This window comes from Haloarcula sp. S1AR25-4, from assembly GCF_031624555.1.
Taxonomy (GTDB): Archaea; Halobacteriota; Halobacteria; order Halobacteriales; family Haloarculaceae; genus Haloarcula; species Haloarcula pellucida.
In genome coordinates this window covers 565,498-581,604 of sequence record NZ_JAMQOR010000002.1, presented here as the reverse complement: position 1 = coordinate 581,604, position 16,107 = coordinate 565,498, and the positions used below count along the sequence as shown (strand labels likewise).

Genomic DNA, 16,107 nt, shown 5'->3' with positions numbered 1-16,107 from the left:
GAGCGCCCTGCATCGAGCGGCCACTGCCTCGGCACAGCGCCCGCTCGCATGATTCAGGACCCGACGATCGCCCTCGTGATGGGAACGCCGTATCTCTCGCCCAACCCCGCGATTACGGCGTTGACCGTCCTGTTTGGGGTCGTCTGGACGCTGGCGAACTTCTACACGTTCTATCCGCTCGTACAGGCGCTGGTCCTCGCCGTCGCCGACCGCGTCCGCGGGTCGACAGACGACAACGGTGTGCCCGCCGCCGACGGCGGAACGCCGATCATCGACGTGTTGCTCGCGGCCTACGACGAGGCGGCCGTCGTCGAACAGGCAGTCGTCTCGGTACTCGAAGCGAACTATCCGGCCGACTCGCTCCGGCTGACCGTGTTGCTGGAACCGGGCGACGAGGCGACTCACGACGCCGTCGCGGCGTTGCGAGAGCGGTACGACTTCGACGTGCTGACCGTCCCCGAAGGGTACCCCGGCGACCCGAACAAACCCCGGGCGCTGAACTACGGGTTCGAACACACCGACGGCGACGTCGTCGGCGTCGTCGACGCGGAGGACGTCGTCGCGCCGTCGGTGTTCCGGGAGGTAGCGGCGGCCATCGCGGAGGGCGCGGACTACGCACAGGGCCGCCTCGACATGGCCAACGAGGGCGACGGCTGGCTGAACCTCCTCTTTCGCGCCGAGTACGGCTACTGGTACACCCTCGTGACGCCGGCGTTCGCCCGCGTGGACTATCCGATCCCGATGGCCGGGACGACCTGCTTTTTCTGCCGGTCGGTGCTGGAAGCCGCGAGCGAGGCCCGTCTCGAACAGCGCGGCGACCCGTGGGACGAGCGAGCGTGGGCGTGGATGCGCGACCACGGCCTCGCCGGCGTCCGGCCGTGGGACCCGCGGAACGTCACCGAGGACTTCGAACTCGGTCTGTTCCTCTGGGAACTGGGGTACGACTTCGCCTACCTCGACGCCGTGACGACCGAGGAGTCGCCGCCGAGTCTCGACGGGTGGTTGGACCAGCGAACCCGGTGGAAGAAGGGGAAGGTGTACACGTTCCTCGACCGGCGGGCGCACCCTCCGGCGACGACGGGCGACCGGGCACACATCTACTGGCAGTCGGCCCTGCCACATCTCGGACCGCTGAACGTCGCCGGACTGGTGGTCCTGCTGCTCATCTCGAACCTCGCGGAGTACCGGCCCTCGACGCTGGTCGGCGTCGTCTTGAGTCTCGGCGCGACGTTCGCCGTCGTCACCAGCGGCCTGTTCGCGATCGGGTACTGGAGGGCCACGGACGCCCCGTTGTGGACCCGTACTCGACGTGCTCTCCTCTCGACGGCGACCCTGCCGCTGTACTGGTTGCTCCAGTGGGGCGCGGACATCCGGGCGCTGGTCCGCCTCTACGGCGGGAACCTCTCGTGGGAGCACACCGACCACTTCGGCCGGCAGGTAGCGAGCGACGACGGGCCAGCAGAGAGAACGGGTCGACGCGCCGGTCGAATCACGCTCCCCCGGTACCAACGCTGGGGGGCGCTCGTACTCGTCCTCGTCGTCGCCGCGACGCTTCGCCTGTTCGCACTCGGCGGGTGGAGCCTCTGGACCGACGAACTGTACTCCGTCGCCGTCCGCGGTGACCTGCCCGTCTGGGACCTCCTGATACTGCCGAACGATCCGCACCCGCCGCTGTACTACCTCCTGCTCCACTGGTGGATGGACCTCGTCGGCGAGAGTCGCGTCGCCGTCCGCTCGCTGTCGGTGCTGGCGGGGCTGGCGACGACCGTCGCGGTGTACCTCCTCGGGACGGAACTGTTCGACGATCGGACCGGCCTGCTGGCGGCGGTGATGGTCGCTGCGTCGACCTTCTTCATCCACTTCTCGCGGGTCGCTCGGATGTACGCCCTCTTTACATTCCTGACCGCGTTCTCGTGGTACTGGTACGCCCGGTTACGGGACGACACGACGACCAGCGCGACGGGGTACGTCATCACGACGGCGCTGCTGGTCTACACCCACGTCTACGGCCTGTTCGTCCTCTTCGCACAGCACGTCTACACCTCGCTCTCCGAGGTCGACGGGGGTATCCGCCGACGGCGGTGGGCCGGCGTGACCGCTGCCCTCGGCGTCCTCACCCTCCCGTGGGCCGGCCTGTTGACCTATCGCGTCGTCGGCATCCTCTTTGGCACGGGCGGGGCGAACATCGAGTGGATTCCCGAACCCTCGTCGGTGTTGCTCACCCAGACGGCCCTCTCCTACGTCGGATTCCCGGACTTCTACCCGCTCCGGGCGGGGACGACGCTCGTCTACCTCCTCGCGTCGGCGCTCCTGTTCGTCTTCGTCGCCCAACTCGCCGCCGCCGTCGTCCGCGTCGACGAGACGGGCCTGACGCTCGAAGACCCCCAGTCGGTCGGCCAGATGGCCGCACTCCTGTTCGTGCCGACGCTCGTCCCACTGCTCATCTCGCTCGCGGTGCCCATCTACGTCCCTCGCTATGCGGCCCCGGCCGGCGTCGCGTTCGTCGTCCTCGCGGCACGGGGCCTGCGAAACATCCCGACCGAGCGCGTCCGATTCGGGTTGCTCGCCGTCGTCCTGTTGAGTTCGCTCGCGTTCACCGGTGTCTACTACACCGCCGACTCCGTCGAACCGTGGTCGACCGTCTCGACGAGCATCGAGGCCGAGGCCGGCCCGGACGACGTCGTCGTCTACCAACCGGGCGGCGGGTACGTCGAACACTACGCCGAGGGCGCCGCCGTCGAGACGACGACCGTCCCGTATTCGGCGCGCATCACCAAGGACGACCTGCTGTACCTCGGGAACCTCTCGGCCCGGCATGATACGGTGTTCCTGGTCCAGTACTACGGCGAGGACGGCCCCGCCGTGCGGTATCTCGACGCCTGTCACGGCGAGCAGTCCCGGCGGGCGCTTGGCGTCATCACGGTCCACCGGTACGCCGATCGAGCGACCTGCCCGGCCCCGGGCCGGATTCTCAACACGACCGGGACGGTGAGCGAGTGACCCGTCCGGGAACACAACCCTTAGGCGCGCGCCCCGCCGACGACGGACAATGACGAACTTCGAGGTCCGGGCGTACGACGCTGCGGGCCGACTCGGCGACCTGGAAGTCCCGCGGGCCGGCGTCACCGTCCAGACGCCGACCATCCTCCCCGTGGTCAACCCCCACGTCCAGACGGTCGATCCGTCGGCGCTCGAATCCGAGTTCGGCGCGGAGATTCTCATCACGAACAGCTACATCCTCCACGGCTCCGAGGACCTGCGCGAGCCCGCCCTCGAACGGGGTCTGCACGACCTGCTGGACTTCTCGGGGGCCATCATGACCGACTCGGGGTCGTTCCAACTGGCGGAGTACGGCGATATCGACGTGACCACCGAGGAGATTCTGCGGTTCCAGTACGACATCGGGTCCGACATCGGGACGCCGGTGGACATCCCGACGCCGCCGGACGTAGAGCGCGAGCGCGCCGAGTCGGAACTGGCGACCACGCAGGACCGTCTGGGGCGGGCGGCCGAGGTGGACACCGGCGAGATGCTCGTCTCTGCACCCGTCCAGGGGTCGACGTACCCGGACCTCCGCGAACGGGCCGCCAGAGACGCCACGTCGACCGGGCTGGACGTGTTCCCGCTGGGTGCCGTCGTCCCGCTGATGAACGAGTACCGCTATGCCGACCTCGCGGACGTCGTCGCGGCCTGCAAGCGCGGCCTCGGCGAGACGGGACCGGTCCACCTGTTCGGTGCCGGTCACCCGATGATGTTCGCGATGGCGGCGGCGCTGGGCTGTGACCTCTTCGACTCCGCCGCGTACGCGCTGTACGCCCGCGACGACCGCTATCTCACCGTTCGCGGGACGGAACTGCTTGACGACCTCGAACAGTTCCCGTGTCAGTGCCCGATCTGTACCGATCACACGCCCGCGGAACTGCGTTCGATGGCCGACGAGACGCGCGAGGACTTGCTGGCCCGGCACAACCTCCACGTCACCTACGGCGAGATTCGTACCGTCCGGCAGGCCATCCGCTCGGGGAACCTCATGGAACTGGTCGACTCGCGGGCCCGCGGGCACCCGACGATGCTCGACGGCTACCGCGCCCTGCTCTCCCACGCCGAGCAACTCGAACGTACCGACCCCGTCTCGAAGGACGCCTTCTTCTATACGTCCGCCGAGAGCGCCCGCCGGCCGGAAGTCCTGCGTCATCACGAGCGACTCGACCGGTTCGACCTCGACGCCGACTCGGTGTTGCTGACCGAGGGCGGGTCGAACGACCGCTACGACGAGACGTGGGGCGTCGTCCCGCCGTTCGGTCCGTATCCGCGGGACCTCGCGGAGACGTATCCGCTGACGGCGGAGGTTCCTGACCGGACCGACCGGGCGGCCTACGAGGCCGCCGCCGACGGCGTTGCCCGCCTCGTCGGCCTGCATCCCGACGTCGAGTTCACGCTGGTCCACGACGACTGGCCCGCGACGGCGCTGGAGACGGTGCCGGACGGGGTTCGATTACGTGACCTGCACGCGAGGGACTAGCGAGGGGCGCGACGGAGGGAGCGGCCCTCGAAGCGAGACGGCGACAATCGGGAGCCGTAGAGCAGTAGCGAGAGCCCGAACGAAGTGAGGGGTCTCGAAGCGACGCGGTGACCGCAGGGAACCGCGGAGCAGTAGCGAGGGTCTGAGCGACGCGAAGACCCTCGGAGACGAGCGGGGAACGAAGCGATCCGTGAGCAATAGCGAGGGTCTGAGCGACGCGAAGACCCTCGGAGACGAGCGGGGAACGAAGCGATCCGTGAGCAGTAGCGAGGGTCTGAGCGACGCGAAGACCCTCGAAGCGAGACGGCGACCATCGGGAGCCGTAGAGCAGTAGCGAGAGCCCGAACGGAGTGAGGTGGTCTCGAACTGCGAACGGGGAGCGAAGCGACCCGTGAGCAGTAGCGAGAGCCTGCGCGAACCGTGAGAACGGCAGCGTCCTACGAGTGGTGCGAGCGGGTCCGTCGACGCCGAGACGGACGTGGGGGCGATTCAGGTCGTCGGCTCCCGGCGGTCGTCCAGTTGCTCACGCTGGCCCCGATGGACGGCCTCGAAGACCGGGGCCTCGACCACCTCGTCCGCGAACAGTACGACCTCTCACTGATCGCGCACGGCGCGCCGTCGACGGCGGTTCGGCCGAACCCGAAATCTGTCGCTATCGCCCGTCACGATTCGGTTTAGCCGGCGTTAATCCGCGTTAACCGTCGTAAAATCGGCCCGAAACCGGCCGGCAATCGGATTCACGGCCACCCCCCACTTTACACCTGTCCCCGGAAGACCGAGTTGCAATGTTCGAAGCAGACCCGCTCACGATGGCAGCGTTCGCAAACGACGCGGTGCGGATGGCGATGCAGGCCGGCCCGCCCACAGACCTGCCCGCACAGGTACCGGACTTCGTCGGCGACGTCCTCGGCGAAGTCGGGTCGTCGGCCGGCGAGGCCAAAGACGGCCTCGGTGAGACCATCAGTGGTCTGACACCGGGCGGCAGTGAAGCCGCCGAAGGCGCCGACGCGGCCAACGCGACCGACGCGAGCGAGGCCGCGGCCGACGCCGCCGGTACGTAGAGTCCCGTACCCGCTGACGCTCCCACACGCGTCGGCCCCGTAACGACCGGCGCGTGACCCCACTCCACGTACCCACCCCTCTCGTCTCCCTGTCCCCGTTCGATCCCTGCCCTCTCGGATGTCTCTCCCACGGCCCGTCCGCATCCGCGGCGCCTTTCACGCCGCCGTCCGTAGCGGCGGGTATGAAGAAGTCGCTGGACGAACACGCGGACCGCTTCTCCGACCACGCCGTCGACTACGACGAGAGTCAGGACTCTCCGGAGTACCGGGCCTGTGCGGACCTCGTCGTCGCCCACGCCGACCCCGACTCCGGGGACGTGGTGCTGGATTTGGGCACCGGGACGGGCGCTATCGCCTTCGGCGTCGCCGACGAGGCCGCCGAGGTCGTCGGCCGCGACATCAGCGAGGGGATGCTCGAACAGGCCCGCGAGAAGGCTGCCGAGAACGGCGTCGCGAACGTCACGTTCGGCGAGGGCCGCTTTCGCGACCCGCAGGTGCCCGACGGCGTCGACGTGGACGTCGTCACCTCGAACTTCGCGATGCACCACCTCGGCGACGACGAGAAGCGCGAGGCCATCGACGTCATCGCCGAACTGGGGCCGCACCGCATCGTCCTCGGCGACGTGATGTTCTTCGGCGAACCGAACCCCGACGACCCGTTCTACAGCCCCGAGGTGGACGACCCGGCCACCGTCGGCGTCCTCGCCGACGCCTTCACCGACGCGGGCTACGCGCTGACGGCCGTCGAGATGGTCTCAGAGCAAGTCGGCGTCCTCGTCGCCGAACGACCGGACTAGAGCGACTTGGCGTAGACGTAGCCCTCCACGTCGAGGAACTCGTCGTAGTGGTCGTCGACGCGGCGGAACCCCCGCGACTCGTAGAACTCGACGGCGTCGTCGTTGTCGGCCATGACGACCAACCGCAGGCGTCTCCCCCCGCGGTCCCGGACGCCGGACTCGATGGCGTCGAGCAACGCGGTGCCGATGCCCTCGCGCCAGTACTCCGGGTCGACGTAGCAGCGCGCGAGTGACCACGTCCGGTCCGCCTCCGCCGGTCCGGCCTCGGCGAAGGCGACCACGTCGCCGTCGACCATCGCGACGCGGAACACTCGGTCGGCGTCCGTGACGGCGTCGTCGAGTCGCGACGGCGTGTAGTACCGCTGGAGGAACGCGTCGACGGTCGCCGCGCCGACGATGTCGTCGTGGGCGGCGTGCCACGCCCGGTGAGCGACACGCTGGACCGCCGGGACGTCCTCGCACGTCCCCCTTCGAACCCCCGGCATACGCCACCATATCCATCCCCTGCTAATAAGTGCTTGTCAGGAGCGCGTTACCGTTCGGACGCCGGTTCCAGCCGCGTGCCGTCCCGCGGGCAGTAATCGTACGAGTCCACGGTCGCCTGAAACCCGCAGTGGGGACACTCCTGCACGACGGTCGGTTCGCCGTCGCCCAGCCCCCGGAAGAGGAACGGGACGAACGGCAGGAACAGGAAGACGAACAGGCTCTCGAAGTACCACCAGAGCGCCGCGGTGACGAGGAGGCTCACGACGAGGCCGACGACAGCCGTCGCGGTTCGGGACCCGACCATGCCGGGGAGTTACCGTCCGAGGGGCAAAACCCCACGGCCGTCCGGTCGTGTCACGTGTCCACACCGCACGCTTTTGTCGCATGCGGGACGATACTCGATCAGGTATGTCCGACGACGACGGGTACTGGCGGTTCTGTGCCATCGTCGAGCGAGAGGTCATCACGACGCCGACGGTGACGGCGCCGCCACACACCGAACGGGCCGTCCTCGAACAGCACACCGACTCTGGCGAGTACCGCCTCCGACCGCTGGACGACGTCACCGACGGCGCCGAGCGGATAACGTAGTCTGCCGCGTGAGCGCCGTCGACGAGCGCCGCGTCGTGCTCAGCCACCCTGCATCGGTGGATGGACGCTGAGTTCGGCGTCGGCCGGACAGTCGGCTTCTGGGTCCACCGCGGCCCCGTCGACGGACAACCGCACGCTCGATTCGAGGGCGCCGTCGTCGAAGAGATGTCGTTCCGCACGCGGGTACGCTTCGACGAGCGCCGACACCGCCTCCCGGACCGTCCCGCCGTCGAAGTCGACGGTCACCGTCTTCTCGCCGGTGGCACCCCGGAGGTGGCCGTACACTGTGACCTCCATGGGCGGGGTTTCGGATGCCGCGGGGATTACCGTTGCCCGTCTCGGCCCTCGAAGAGCAAGATAGTTACTCGCCCGTGGCCGAGAAGTGGGCATGACCGACTACTTCGAGGTCCACGAGCGCGACGGTGCCGCGCGACTGGGCGAGTTGCGCCTCGCCGAGTCCGTGACGACCCCGGCGCTGGTCGACGACGTGGACGCCGACACGCCCGGGGACGTCCACCGTCTCCTCCGCGACGCCGGCAGTCGCTGGCCCACGGAACAGGCACTGCCGGAAGGCGACGAGTCCCGGGTGACGGTACTTCCACACCGCGGCCTGCCCGCGGGCACGCCCGAGGAAGTCACAGAGGCCTTTGCCCCCGACTACCCCGACGTCGACTTCCCGAGCGGTGCCGTCGTCTCGCCGGACACGGCCGCGGACGTCGGCAGCGACGTGTACGTCCTCGCTGGCGCGCCGGGCTACGTGGGCCACGCGTCGGCGTTCGTCGACGCGGTGACGACGACGCGCGAGGCCATCCCCGCCGACACCGCTCTCTATCTGCCCGGCGTCGCCACGCCCCGGAACGTCGCGACGCTCGTCTATTCGGGCGTCGACGTCGTGGACCCGCACCGCGCCGTGATTCGCGGGACAGAAGGGCGCTACCTGACGACGGACGAGGCGTACTTCCTCGAAGACTTAGACGAACTCCCCTGTTCGTGTCCGGCCTGCCAGACGCCGCGAGAAGCGTTCACGCGCGAAGACTGCGTCGAACACAACGTCAACGCCCTCGCGGCGGAACTCCGCCGGGTCCGCCGCCGCATCCGCGACGGCCGCCTCCGGGACTACGTCGAGGGACAGGCCCGACAGGACAACTGGCTGACCGCGACGTTCCGCCGACTGGACCAGCAGTACGGCTACGTCGAACAGCGAACGCCCCTGATTCGGCGCGCACAGCTATCGGCGGCGAGCGAGGACTCGATTCGCCGCGTCGAGATTCAGCGCTTCGCCGAGCGAGTGACCGACCGCTACGTCCCGCGGTTCGACGACCGGCCGCTCGTCATCGTCCCCTGTTCCGCCCGGAAACCCTACAGCGACTCCCAGAGCCACAAGCAGTACCACGACGCCGTCCACTGGCGCGCCCACATGGTGTCGATGACCTCGCCCATCGGCGTCGTTCCCCAAGAACTCGAACTCACCTACCCCGCCCAGCACTACGACTCGGTGGTGACGGGCCGCTGGACCGCAAACGAGATAGAGTTCGTCTCGCAGGTCCTCGAACGGTATCTCGACGACGCCGACTACCCCGACATCATCGCGCACGTCCCCGGCGAGGGGTACCGCGACATCTGTGAACGCGTCGAGGATTCGCTCGGACTGGACTTTACCTACACCGTCTCCGACCACCCGACGACGGCCGACTCGCTGGGCAACCTCGCGGCCGAACTGGAGGGGTGGGACACCTACCGGAAGTCGACCCGCGAGGCCAACACCATCCGGGCCGTCGCCGACTACCAGTTCGGCGCCGGGGCGGGCGACGAGCTGTTCGCCGACATCGGCACGCAGGGCCGCTATCCACAGTTGCGGGCCGACGACGAGGACGGCGAGCAACTGGCGGCGCTGGCCCAGCAGTACGGCGTCCTCTCGCTGACGCTCGCGGGCGCGCGCCGCTGGGTCGAGAGTAGCGTCCCGACCAAGACGGTCGAGATAGAACCCTTCGTTCCCCACGGGTCGGTCCTCGCGCCGGGCATCGTCGACGCCAGCGACGACATCCGCGTCGGCGACGACGTCGTCGTGCGGGGCGACGCCGCCTTCGGCGTCGGCCGCGCCGAGATGAACGGCTCGGAGATGCAGTCCTCGACGCGGGGCATCGCGGTCCAGATGCGCCACGTCGAGGAGCGGTAGGCCACCCCACCTTTTTGCCACGCCGTCGACTACCGAAACCGGATGGCAGGAGCGCTGACGCTGTATCTGCTGGTCCTCGCCGGGATGGTCGTCTGTCTCGCCGGCGCGTACGTCTACTACGAGGCGGCCGCGATGCCAAACAGCGCACTTCCTGCTGGACTCACACCGCGTGACGGCGCGGCAATCACCGTGGTCACGCTCGTCGTCGTCGTCGCGATGGGGTTTCTCGGCGACGTGACGTTCTTCGACCCCGAGACGGACGTCCGTGGGGTCGGGATGCTCGTCCTCGGGTCGTCGATACCGCTCGTCCTCGGACTGGCCGGCCTCGCCAGTTGTCGGACCTTCGTCCGGCGGTGGCGACGACTCAACCCCGACGGCGACGTGCCGACGGGGTCGCTGTCGCCCGGTGTGGCGGCCTGTACGGGCGAGGTTACCGACGCCGCCGTCGACAGCGCACCGGTCACGGGCCGCGAGGCGTGTTGCTGGTCGTGGAACGTCGAGGTACTGGACCCCCACGGCATCGGTGACGTCGGCCAGCGCGAGCAGTGGGTCGTCCGGGACGGTGGCGTCGGCGGCGTCCGCTTTGCCGTCGACGACGGGAGCGGGCCGGTGTGGGTCGACCCCGACGACGCGACGGTGGACCTCGAAGCGACGCGGACGCTGTCACTCGACGCCGACCAGCGACCGCCCGACGACTTCCCGAACCCCGCGCCGAAGGTCGAACGCAATCACCGAGACAAGCCCCGTCGGTACGAGGAGTCGGTCGTCGGGCCGGGCGACCACGTCGCCGTCGCGGGGACTGCGCGGCCAACCGACCACGGACTCGTCCTCGGCGGGGACGTCCACGTCGCCGTGGGGTCGCTGTCGACAGCGGCATCTCGGTACCGGAACCGCGCGGCAATGTACGGTCTGGCCGGCGTCGTCGGCGTCGTCGTGGGCCTCCGGGCGCTGGCGTTGGTCCTCGGCGTCACGTTACTCTAACGGCCCTATTCGACGCACGCGTTCGCCGCGCTGTGCGGTCCCGACTAGCCCGACGCGGTCGCTTCGCGCTCTGCGGGTTCGGTCGACTCGGGTTCGGTGATACGGACCCGTTCGATGCGGGTCCTGTCGACGGCCTCGACGGTCAGTTCCGCGCCGTCGTAGTCGATGGCCTCGCCGGCCTCGACCAGTCGACCGGCGCGATTGAAGACGAACCCGGCGACCGTCTCGAACTCCTCGCCGTCCGGCAGGTCGACGCCGACCACGTCGTTGACGGCCTCGACGCCGACGGCTCCGTCGACCACCACGGTTCGTTCGTCGACCACGTCGATTGGGTGGTCCTCGCCGACGTCGAGTATCTCGCCGACGACGGATTCGACGATGTCCTCGGTCGTGACGATACCCTCCGTCGTCCCGAACTCGTCGACGACGACCACCTGCTCGACGCGCCGGTCGCGCATCTCGCGAAACAGGTCGTCGACGTGCTTGCTCTCGGGGACGTGGAGCGTCTCTCGCACGTACCCGTCCAGCGAGTCGTCCGCGGCGTCGTCGCGGCCGACGAGGGTACGGAGTTCGACGACGCCGACCACGCTGTCGAGGTCGCTCTCGTAGACGGGTAGGCGGGAGTGGCCGCTCTCGACGCAGGCCGCCACGGCGTCGTCGACGGTCGCCGTCCGGGGGACGGCGGTCACGTCGAGTCGCGGCGTCATCACCTCCTTGGCGATGGTGTCGTCGAAGCGAAACACCCGCTGGAGCATCTCACGCTCTTCGCGCTCGATGACGCCCTCACTCTCGCCGGTCTGAATCAACTCCCGTATCTCGTCGCGAGTCACGTAGGACGTCTCGATGGCGCTGGTGCCGCCGCTCAGGCGGTTGACGACGCGGGTCAGCCTATCGAACGTGACCACCAGCGGATACAGCACGTACTCCGAGAGTTGCAGCGGTCGGCCGACGGCCAGTGCCCACGATTCGGTGTTCTCGATGGCGTAGGATTTGGGCGCGCTCTCGCCGAACAGCAGGACGACGGCCGTCACGCCGAACGTCGCCGCGAGTACCGCCTGCCCCTGTGTGAGGGACATCGCGAGCAGTCCCGTCGCGATGGAGGACATGGCGATGTTGACGAGGTTGTTCCCGACGAGGATAGTCACCAGTAGCCGGTGCGGGTCGTCTTTCAGCGACGCGACGGTCTCCGCGCCGGTGGCGCCGTCGGCCACGAGCGACTCGACGCGGTGCCGGGCCAGCGAGAACATCGCTATCTCCGCCGAGGAGAAGAAGCCCGACAGCGCGAGCAACGCGACGAGCGACGCGACGCCGACGGCAGTCGCGGCGTCCGTCGAGAGGCCCCCGACGACCGACACGACGCTCGTCTCGAACCCTGCCATGGCGTCAGTCGCTCAGCGAGTCGGCGTCGACCGGCGTCTCGAAGCCCCCGTCGCCGGCGGTCCCCTTGGAGGCGGGCGACTCGCTCTCGTCGTCGGGGACGTAACACGCGGCCCGGTGGTCGGCGTCGCCGGCCTCGTCGAGGCCCGGTTCGGCCTCCCAGCACGACTCCTCGGCCTTGGGGCACCGCGGCGCGAACGCACACCCCGAGGGGAGGTCGACCGGGTCCGGCGGTTCCCCGTCGAGGAGGACCCGCGTCCGGTCGGCCGTCGGGTCTTTCTCCGGGGCCGCGGCGAGCAACGACGTCGTGTAGGGATGTTTCGGCTGCGTCGCGATGCGGCCGACGTCGCCCTCCTCGATGATCCGCCCGAGGTACATGATTGCCAGTCGGTCCGACACCTGCACCAGACTCGCGAGGTCGTGGGAGATGTAGACGATGCCGATGTCCTCGGCGTCGGCCAGTCCCCGGAGCAGGTTCAGCAGGTTCACCTTCAGCGAGACGTCGAGCATCGACGCCGGTTCGTCGCAGATGAGGAAGTCCGGGTCCAACACCAGCGCCTTCGCGACGGCGACGCGCTGGCGTTGCCCGCCCGAGAGTTCGTGTGGATACTGGTCTAGGAACTTCTCGGCGGGCGTCAGCCCCACCTTCTCTAAGGTCTCGACGATGGCCCGTTCCCGCTCGTCGGTCCGGTAGTCGTGGATGGTCAGCGGTTCGCCGACCAACTTCCGGACGGTCTGTCTCGGGTTCAGCGAGTCGAACGGGTCCTGGAAGATTATCTGGACCTTCCGGCGGAACTCCTGTAAGTTCCCGTCCTGATAGTACTCGAAGGGTTCGCCGTCGAACACCATCTCGCCGCCAGTGGGGTCCTCCAGCAGGGCGATCGTCTCGCCCAGCGTGGACTTCCCGCACCCGCTCTCGCCGGCGACACCGAGCACCTCCGACCGGCGGACCGACAGCGAGACGCCGTCGACGGCCTTCACGTAGTCGGGGTCCTCGCCGCGGAACTGGCTCACCAGCGACTGGCTCTGCTCGTAGTACTTCTCCAGCCCGTCGGTTTCGAGGACGACCTCCCCGCGGTCGGAGCCGTCGGCGTCCGAGTCGGGGATGTCCCACGTCTCCGGGGCTTTGGCGTCTCGGCGCATCTGGGCTGCTTCCTCGACGTTGTGACAGGCCGACCGGTGGTTCCGGTTGGGGAGGTCCACGAGGTCGGGATGGGACTCGCCGCACTCGTCGGTGGCGAACGGACAGCGGTCCTCGAACACGCAGGCGGTCGGTTCCCGATTCAAGTTCGGCGGCGACCCGGGAATCGCCACCGGGTCGGCGTCGCCGTCCTCGATTTCGGGGAAGGAGTTCTTCAGCCCCATCGTGTACGGGTTCGTGGGGTTGACGAGGACGTTGTCGACGCTGCCCTGTTCCATCACCTTCCCGCCGTAGAGGATTGACAGTTCGTCGCAGGTCTCGGCGATGACGCCGATCTCGTGGGTGATGAGGAGCAGGGAACTGTCCATGCGCTCCTGTATCTCCAGAATCTTGTCGATGATCTTGTCCTGGACGATGACGTCGAGGCCGGTGGTCGGTTCGTCGGCGATGATGAGGTCCGGTTCCAGCGCCAGCGCCATCGCGATGGTGACGCGCTGGCGCATCCCGCCGGAGAACTCGTGTGGGTAGTCGTCGATGCGGTCGGGATCGAGTCCGACGATTTCGAACAGTTCGCGGACGCGGTTCCTCGCCTTCGCATCCGAGACGTTCCGATGGTTGTGGATGGCCTGTGCGATCTGGTCGCCCGTGGACATCACGGGGTCCAGCGAGTCCATCGCGCTCTGTGGGATGTACGCGATGTCCTCCCAGAGGACGTCCCGGCGTTCGGCTTCCGAGAGCGAGGTGAGGTCTTTCCCGTCGAACTGGATAGTTCCGCGTTCGACGGTGCCGTTGCCCGGAAGCAAGCCCAGCAACGCCTCCGCGACGGTGGACTTCCCGGACCCGGACTCGCCTGCGAGGCCGTAGTTGACGCCCTCGTCGATGCTGAACGAGACGTCGTTGACGGCGTGGACGCTCTCGTCGTCGGTCGTGTACGTGACTTTGAGGTCTTCGACTTCGAGTAGGCTCATTGGTCGGTCTGGATTTCGGGGTTGATGACTTCCTCGTAGGCGCGGCCGATGAGGAACACCGAGGTGGTCACGGCGGCGATACCGATGGCGGGCGGGAACACCCACCACCACGCGATGCGCATGTTGCCGGACTCGAACACCTGTCGGAGCATCCGGCCCCAACTGGTCATCGTCGGGTCGCCGAACCCGAGGAACGCGAGGCTGGCCTGCGCGGCGATGGCCCACGCGACGCCGTAGGCGGTGTACAGGAAGCCGATGGGCAGAACGTTCGGGCCGACGTGGTAGAACATCGTCCGGAAGTCGCTGGCGCCGCTCGCGCGCGCGGACTTGACGAACGTCCGTTCGCGCACCGACAGCACCTCAGAGCGGACGACGCGGGCCGGCATCTTCCAGAGGAACCCGGCGATGATGGCGGTCATCAGCCAGATGTTCGGGGTGACGAACGTCAACAGCAGCAGCGCCATCGGCATGAACGGCAGCGAGAACGTCAGGTCGGTCAGGCGCATCAGCACCTCGTCGACCCACCCGCCGTAGTAGCCGCTGACGAGGCCGACGAGGAAGCCGATAGCACCGGTGCCGAGGCCGCCGAACAGGCCGACGATGAGCGTCGGCCGCGCCCCGGCGAGGAACTGGCTCAGGACGTCCTTCCCGTAGGCCGTCGTCCCGAGGACGGCGGCCCCCGTCGGCCCGGAGAGACGCAGGATAGACCCGGCTTGGTCCCGGACGGTGTACTCGATGGGGTCGTGGGGTGCCAGTAGCGGTCCGAACACGCCCGTGAACACGAACGCACCGACGACGAGGACGCCGGCGAAGGCCAATCGGTCCTGTCGCAGGAACGCGAACTGGTCGCGGACGAGCGACTGAATCCGGTCGACGCGCTTGTACAACTCCGCTTTGGGTTTGGTCTCGGTACTCATGCGGACCCACTCCCGTTGGTCGAGACGGTCGGGTCGAAGTACGCGTACAGCACGTCGGCGGCGAGGTTCGCGATGATGACGGCGAGCGCCATGATGAACACCGCGGCCTGCACCAGCGGGTAGTCCTGTTGCTGGATGGCGAGGACGAGTTCGCGGCCGATGCCCGGCCAGCCGAACACCACCTCCAGCAGGATGAGGCCCTGAAATATCATCCCGAGGCGGAGCGCGAAGTACGTCAGGATGGGCAGCATCGAGTTCCGCCCGGCGCGGGCCAGTTGCTGCATCTCCGAGAGGCCCTTCGCGCGGTGGAGTTTCAGGAACTCCGAGCCGCGCTTCTCGACGACGCCGTTGCGGGCCAACAGCAGGAAGTCGCCGCTGTAGTACAGCACGGCGACGGTAAAGGGCAGGACGTAGTGGTAGGCGAAGTCGACCGAGAGGAACGTCTCTGCGTACCCCTCGGGCGAGGCGGTCACCGACCGCATCCCGAAGGCGGGCACCAGTTCGAGGTTGTAGGCGAACACGATGATGAAGAAGATGCCCGTGATGAACACCGGCGTCGACCGGAGGAACGTCGTCGAGATGATGCTGAACTTCTCGAGGAAGCTCCCCCGGTTCCAGCCGACGTACATCCCGAGCGAGGAGCTCAGAACCGCCGTCGTGACGAGTGCCGGGACCAGCAGGATGAGCGTGTTCACCAGTCGCGGTTCGAGGACGCTCCAGACCGGTTGGCTCCGCAGGATGGAGTAGCCGAACTCGAAGGTCAGGATGCTCCCCATGTAGCTGACGTACTGCTGCCACAGGGGCTGATTCAGGCCGTACATCGAGCGAATTTCGTTTATCTGTTGCTGGTTGAGGTTTCCTGAGGTGACCAGCGCCTCGAACGGACTCCCCGGGAGGAGACGCAGGACGACGAAGATAACGGATACCGCTACCAGCGTCAACAGCACGGATATCGCCAGTCGCTTGGCGAGGAACCGCTGGAACTTCGTCATCGGTCACCCTCCTCGGTCGGTCGCGTGGTCGTCGGCTGTACGTCTGTTCGGGCCGTCCCGAGCGCGGCGAGCGGCGCGCTACCGGGCCGTTCCGGCCG

The 16,107-nt window shown here is 68.1% G+C and carries 15 protein-coding genes; 8 read left to right on the top strand and 7 right to left on the bottom strand.

All coding sequences use genetic code 11. From position 1 onward, the window contains the following. Nucleotides 1-48 precede the first annotated feature (48 nt). From NDI85_RS11685 to NDI85_RS11665, 5 genes are all read left to right on the top strand, one after another. A complete protein-coding gene (locus NDI85_RS11685; RefSeq protein WP_310915853.1) occupies nt 49-3,000 on the top strand; it encodes a glycosyltransferase in 2,952 nt (983 codons plus the stop codon). A 49-nt stretch (nt 3,001-3,049) separates the two neighbouring features. Then, complete coding sequence (tgtA, locus tag NDI85_RS11680) at nt 3,050-4,522, top strand: tRNA guanosine(15) transglycosylase TgtA (protein WP_310915852.1); 1,473 nt, start codon at nt 3,050-3,052, stop codon at nt 4,520-4,522. 420 nt (nt 4,523-4,942) lie between these two features. After that, complete coding sequence (locus NDI85_RS11675; RefSeq protein ID WP_310916063.1) at nt 4,943-5,200, top strand: hypothetical protein; 258 nt, start codon at nt 4,943-4,945, stop codon at nt 5,198-5,200. A gap of 107 nt (nt 5,201-5,307) precedes the next feature. After that, nucleotides 5,308-5,583, top strand: a complete 276-nt coding sequence (locus NDI85_RS11670; protein ID WP_310915851.1) for a hypothetical protein — start codon at nt 5,308-5,310, stop codon at nt 5,581-5,583. Nucleotides 5,584-5,765: 182 nt separating this feature from the next. Continuing rightward, nucleotides 5,766-6,380 carry a class I SAM-dependent methyltransferase gene (locus NDI85_RS11665; protein ID WP_188996372.1) on the top strand — a complete coding sequence of 205 codons (615 nt, stop codon included), beginning with the start codon at nt 5,766-5,768 and terminating at the stop codon, nt 6,378-6,380. On the opposite strand, the gene NDI85_RS11660 is transcribed toward NDI85_RS11665, so the two are convergent. Both NDI85_RS11660 and NDI85_RS11655 read right to left on the bottom strand, forming a co-directional pair. Further along, nucleotides 6,377-6,865 (bottom strand): GNAT family N-acetyltransferase, encoded by a 489-nt coding sequence (locus tag NDI85_RS11660; protein ID WP_310915850.1) that lies wholly within the window; start codon nt 6,863-6,865, stop codon nt 6,377-6,379. The genes NDI85_RS11665 and NDI85_RS11660 overlap by 4 nt on opposite strands. Before the next feature lie 47 nt (nt 6,866-6,912). After that, entirely contained in the window at nt 6,913-7,170 is a 258-nt protein-coding gene (locus NDI85_RS11655) for a hypothetical protein (protein WP_188996375.1), read from the bottom strand. A 104-nt stretch (nt 7,171-7,274) separates the two neighbouring features. Between NDI85_RS11655 and NDI85_RS11650 the strand changes: the two genes are divergently transcribed. After that, entirely contained in the window at nt 7,275-7,457 is a 183-nt protein-coding gene (locus NDI85_RS11650; RefSeq protein WP_188996377.1) for a hypothetical protein, read from the top strand. A gap of 39 nt (nt 7,458-7,496) precedes the next feature. Here the strand turns inward: NDI85_RS11650 and NDI85_RS11645 are convergent, their stop codons facing one another. Beyond that, entirely contained in the window at nt 7,497-7,754 is a 258-nt protein-coding gene (locus NDI85_RS11645) for a ubiquitin-like small modifier protein 1 (RefSeq protein WP_310915849.1), read from the bottom strand. Nucleotides 7,755-7,845: 91 nt separating this feature from the next. On the opposite strand from NDI85_RS11645, the gene arcS reads away from it, so the two are divergent. Next, entirely contained in the window at nt 7,846-9,633 is a 1,788-nt protein-coding gene (gene arcS / locus NDI85_RS11640; protein ID WP_310915848.1) for an archaeosine synthase subunit alpha, read from the top strand. Nucleotides 9,634-9,675: 42 nt separating this feature from the next. Next, nucleotides 9,676-10,614, top strand: a complete 939-nt coding sequence (locus NDI85_RS11635; RefSeq protein WP_310915847.1) for a hypothetical protein — start codon at nt 9,676-9,678, stop codon at nt 10,612-10,614. Between the two features lie 44 nt (nt 10,615-10,658). On the opposite strand, the gene NDI85_RS11630 is transcribed toward NDI85_RS11635, so the two are convergent. From NDI85_RS11630 to NDI85_RS11615, 4 genes are read right to left on the bottom strand one after another with little or no spacing between them, the layout of a single operon-like run. Further along, nucleotides 10,659-11,993, bottom strand: a complete 1,335-nt coding sequence (locus tag NDI85_RS11630; RefSeq protein WP_310915846.1) for a hemolysin family protein — start codon at nt 11,991-11,993, stop codon at nt 10,659-10,661. A gap of 4 nt (nt 11,994-11,997) precedes the next feature. Next, the gene (locus NDI85_RS11625; protein WP_310915845.1) at nt 11,998-14,100 is read right to left on the bottom strand and encodes an ABC transporter ATP-binding protein; all 2,103 of its coding nucleotides are present in this window, start codon (nt 14,098-14,100) and stop codon (nt 11,998-12,000) included. Then, a complete protein-coding gene (locus NDI85_RS11620; protein ID WP_166972411.1) occupies nt 14,097-15,017 on the bottom strand; it encodes an ABC transporter permease in 921 nt (306 codons plus the stop codon). The genes NDI85_RS11625 and NDI85_RS11620 overlap by 4 nt, the downstream gene beginning before the upstream one ends. After that, entirely contained in the window at nt 15,014-16,009 is a 996-nt protein-coding gene (locus NDI85_RS11615) for an ABC transporter permease (protein WP_310915844.1), read from the bottom strand. The genes NDI85_RS11620 and NDI85_RS11615 overlap by 4 nt, the downstream gene beginning before the upstream one ends. Between the last annotated feature and the right edge of the window lie 98 nt (nt 16,010-16,107).

Bases quoted from the DNA above. Each gene is read 5' to 3' on its own strand.
- NDI85_RS11685 (WP_310915853.1), top strand. From the start codon at position 49: ATGATTCAGGACCCGACGATCGCCCTCGTGATGGGAACGCCGTATCTC.
- tgtA (WP_310915852.1), top strand. From the start codon at position 3,050: ATGACGAACTTCGAGGTCCGGGCGTACGACGCTGCGGGCCGACTCGGC.
- NDI85_RS11670 (WP_310915851.1), top strand. From the start codon at position 5,308: ATGTTCGAAGCAGACCCGCTCACGATGGCAGCGTTCGCAAACGACGCG.
- NDI85_RS11665 (WP_188996372.1), top strand. From the start codon at position 5,766: ATGAAGAAGTCGCTGGACGAACACGCGGACCGCTTCTCCGACCACGCC.
- NDI85_RS11660 (WP_310915850.1), bottom strand. From the start codon at position 6,865: ATGCCGGGGGTTCGAAGGGGGACGTGCGAGGACGTCCCGGCGGTCCAG.
- NDI85_RS11655 (WP_188996375.1), bottom strand. From the start codon at position 7,170: ATGGTCGGGTCCCGAACCGCGACGGCTGTCGTCGGCCTCGTCGTGAGC.
- NDI85_RS11650 (WP_188996377.1), top strand. From the start codon at position 7,275: ATGTCCGACGACGACGGGTACTGGCGGTTCTGTGCCATCGTCGAGCGA.
- NDI85_RS11645 (WP_310915849.1), bottom strand. From the start codon at position 7,754: ATGGAGGTCACAGTGTACGGCCACCTCCGGGGTGCCACCGGCGAGAAG.
- arcS (WP_310915848.1), top strand. From the start codon at position 7,846: ATGACCGACTACTTCGAGGTCCACGAGCGCGACGGTGCCGCGCGACTG.
- NDI85_RS11635 (WP_310915847.1), top strand. From the start codon at position 9,676: ATGGCAGGAGCGCTGACGCTGTATCTGCTGGTCCTCGCCGGGATGGTC.
- NDI85_RS11630 (WP_310915846.1), bottom strand. From the start codon at position 11,993: ATGGCAGGGTTCGAGACGAGCGTCGTGTCGGTCGTCGGGGGCCTCTCG.
- NDI85_RS11625 (WP_310915845.1), bottom strand. From the start codon at position 14,100: ATGAGCCTACTCGAAGTCGAAGACCTCAAAGTCACGTACACGACCGAC.
- NDI85_RS11620 (WP_166972411.1), bottom strand. From the start codon at position 15,017: ATGAGTACCGAGACCAAACCCAAAGCGGAGTTGTACAAGCGCGTCGAC.
- NDI85_RS11615 (WP_310915844.1), bottom strand. From the start codon at position 16,009: ATGACGAAGTTCCAGCGGTTCCTCGCCAAGCGACTGGCGATATCCGTG.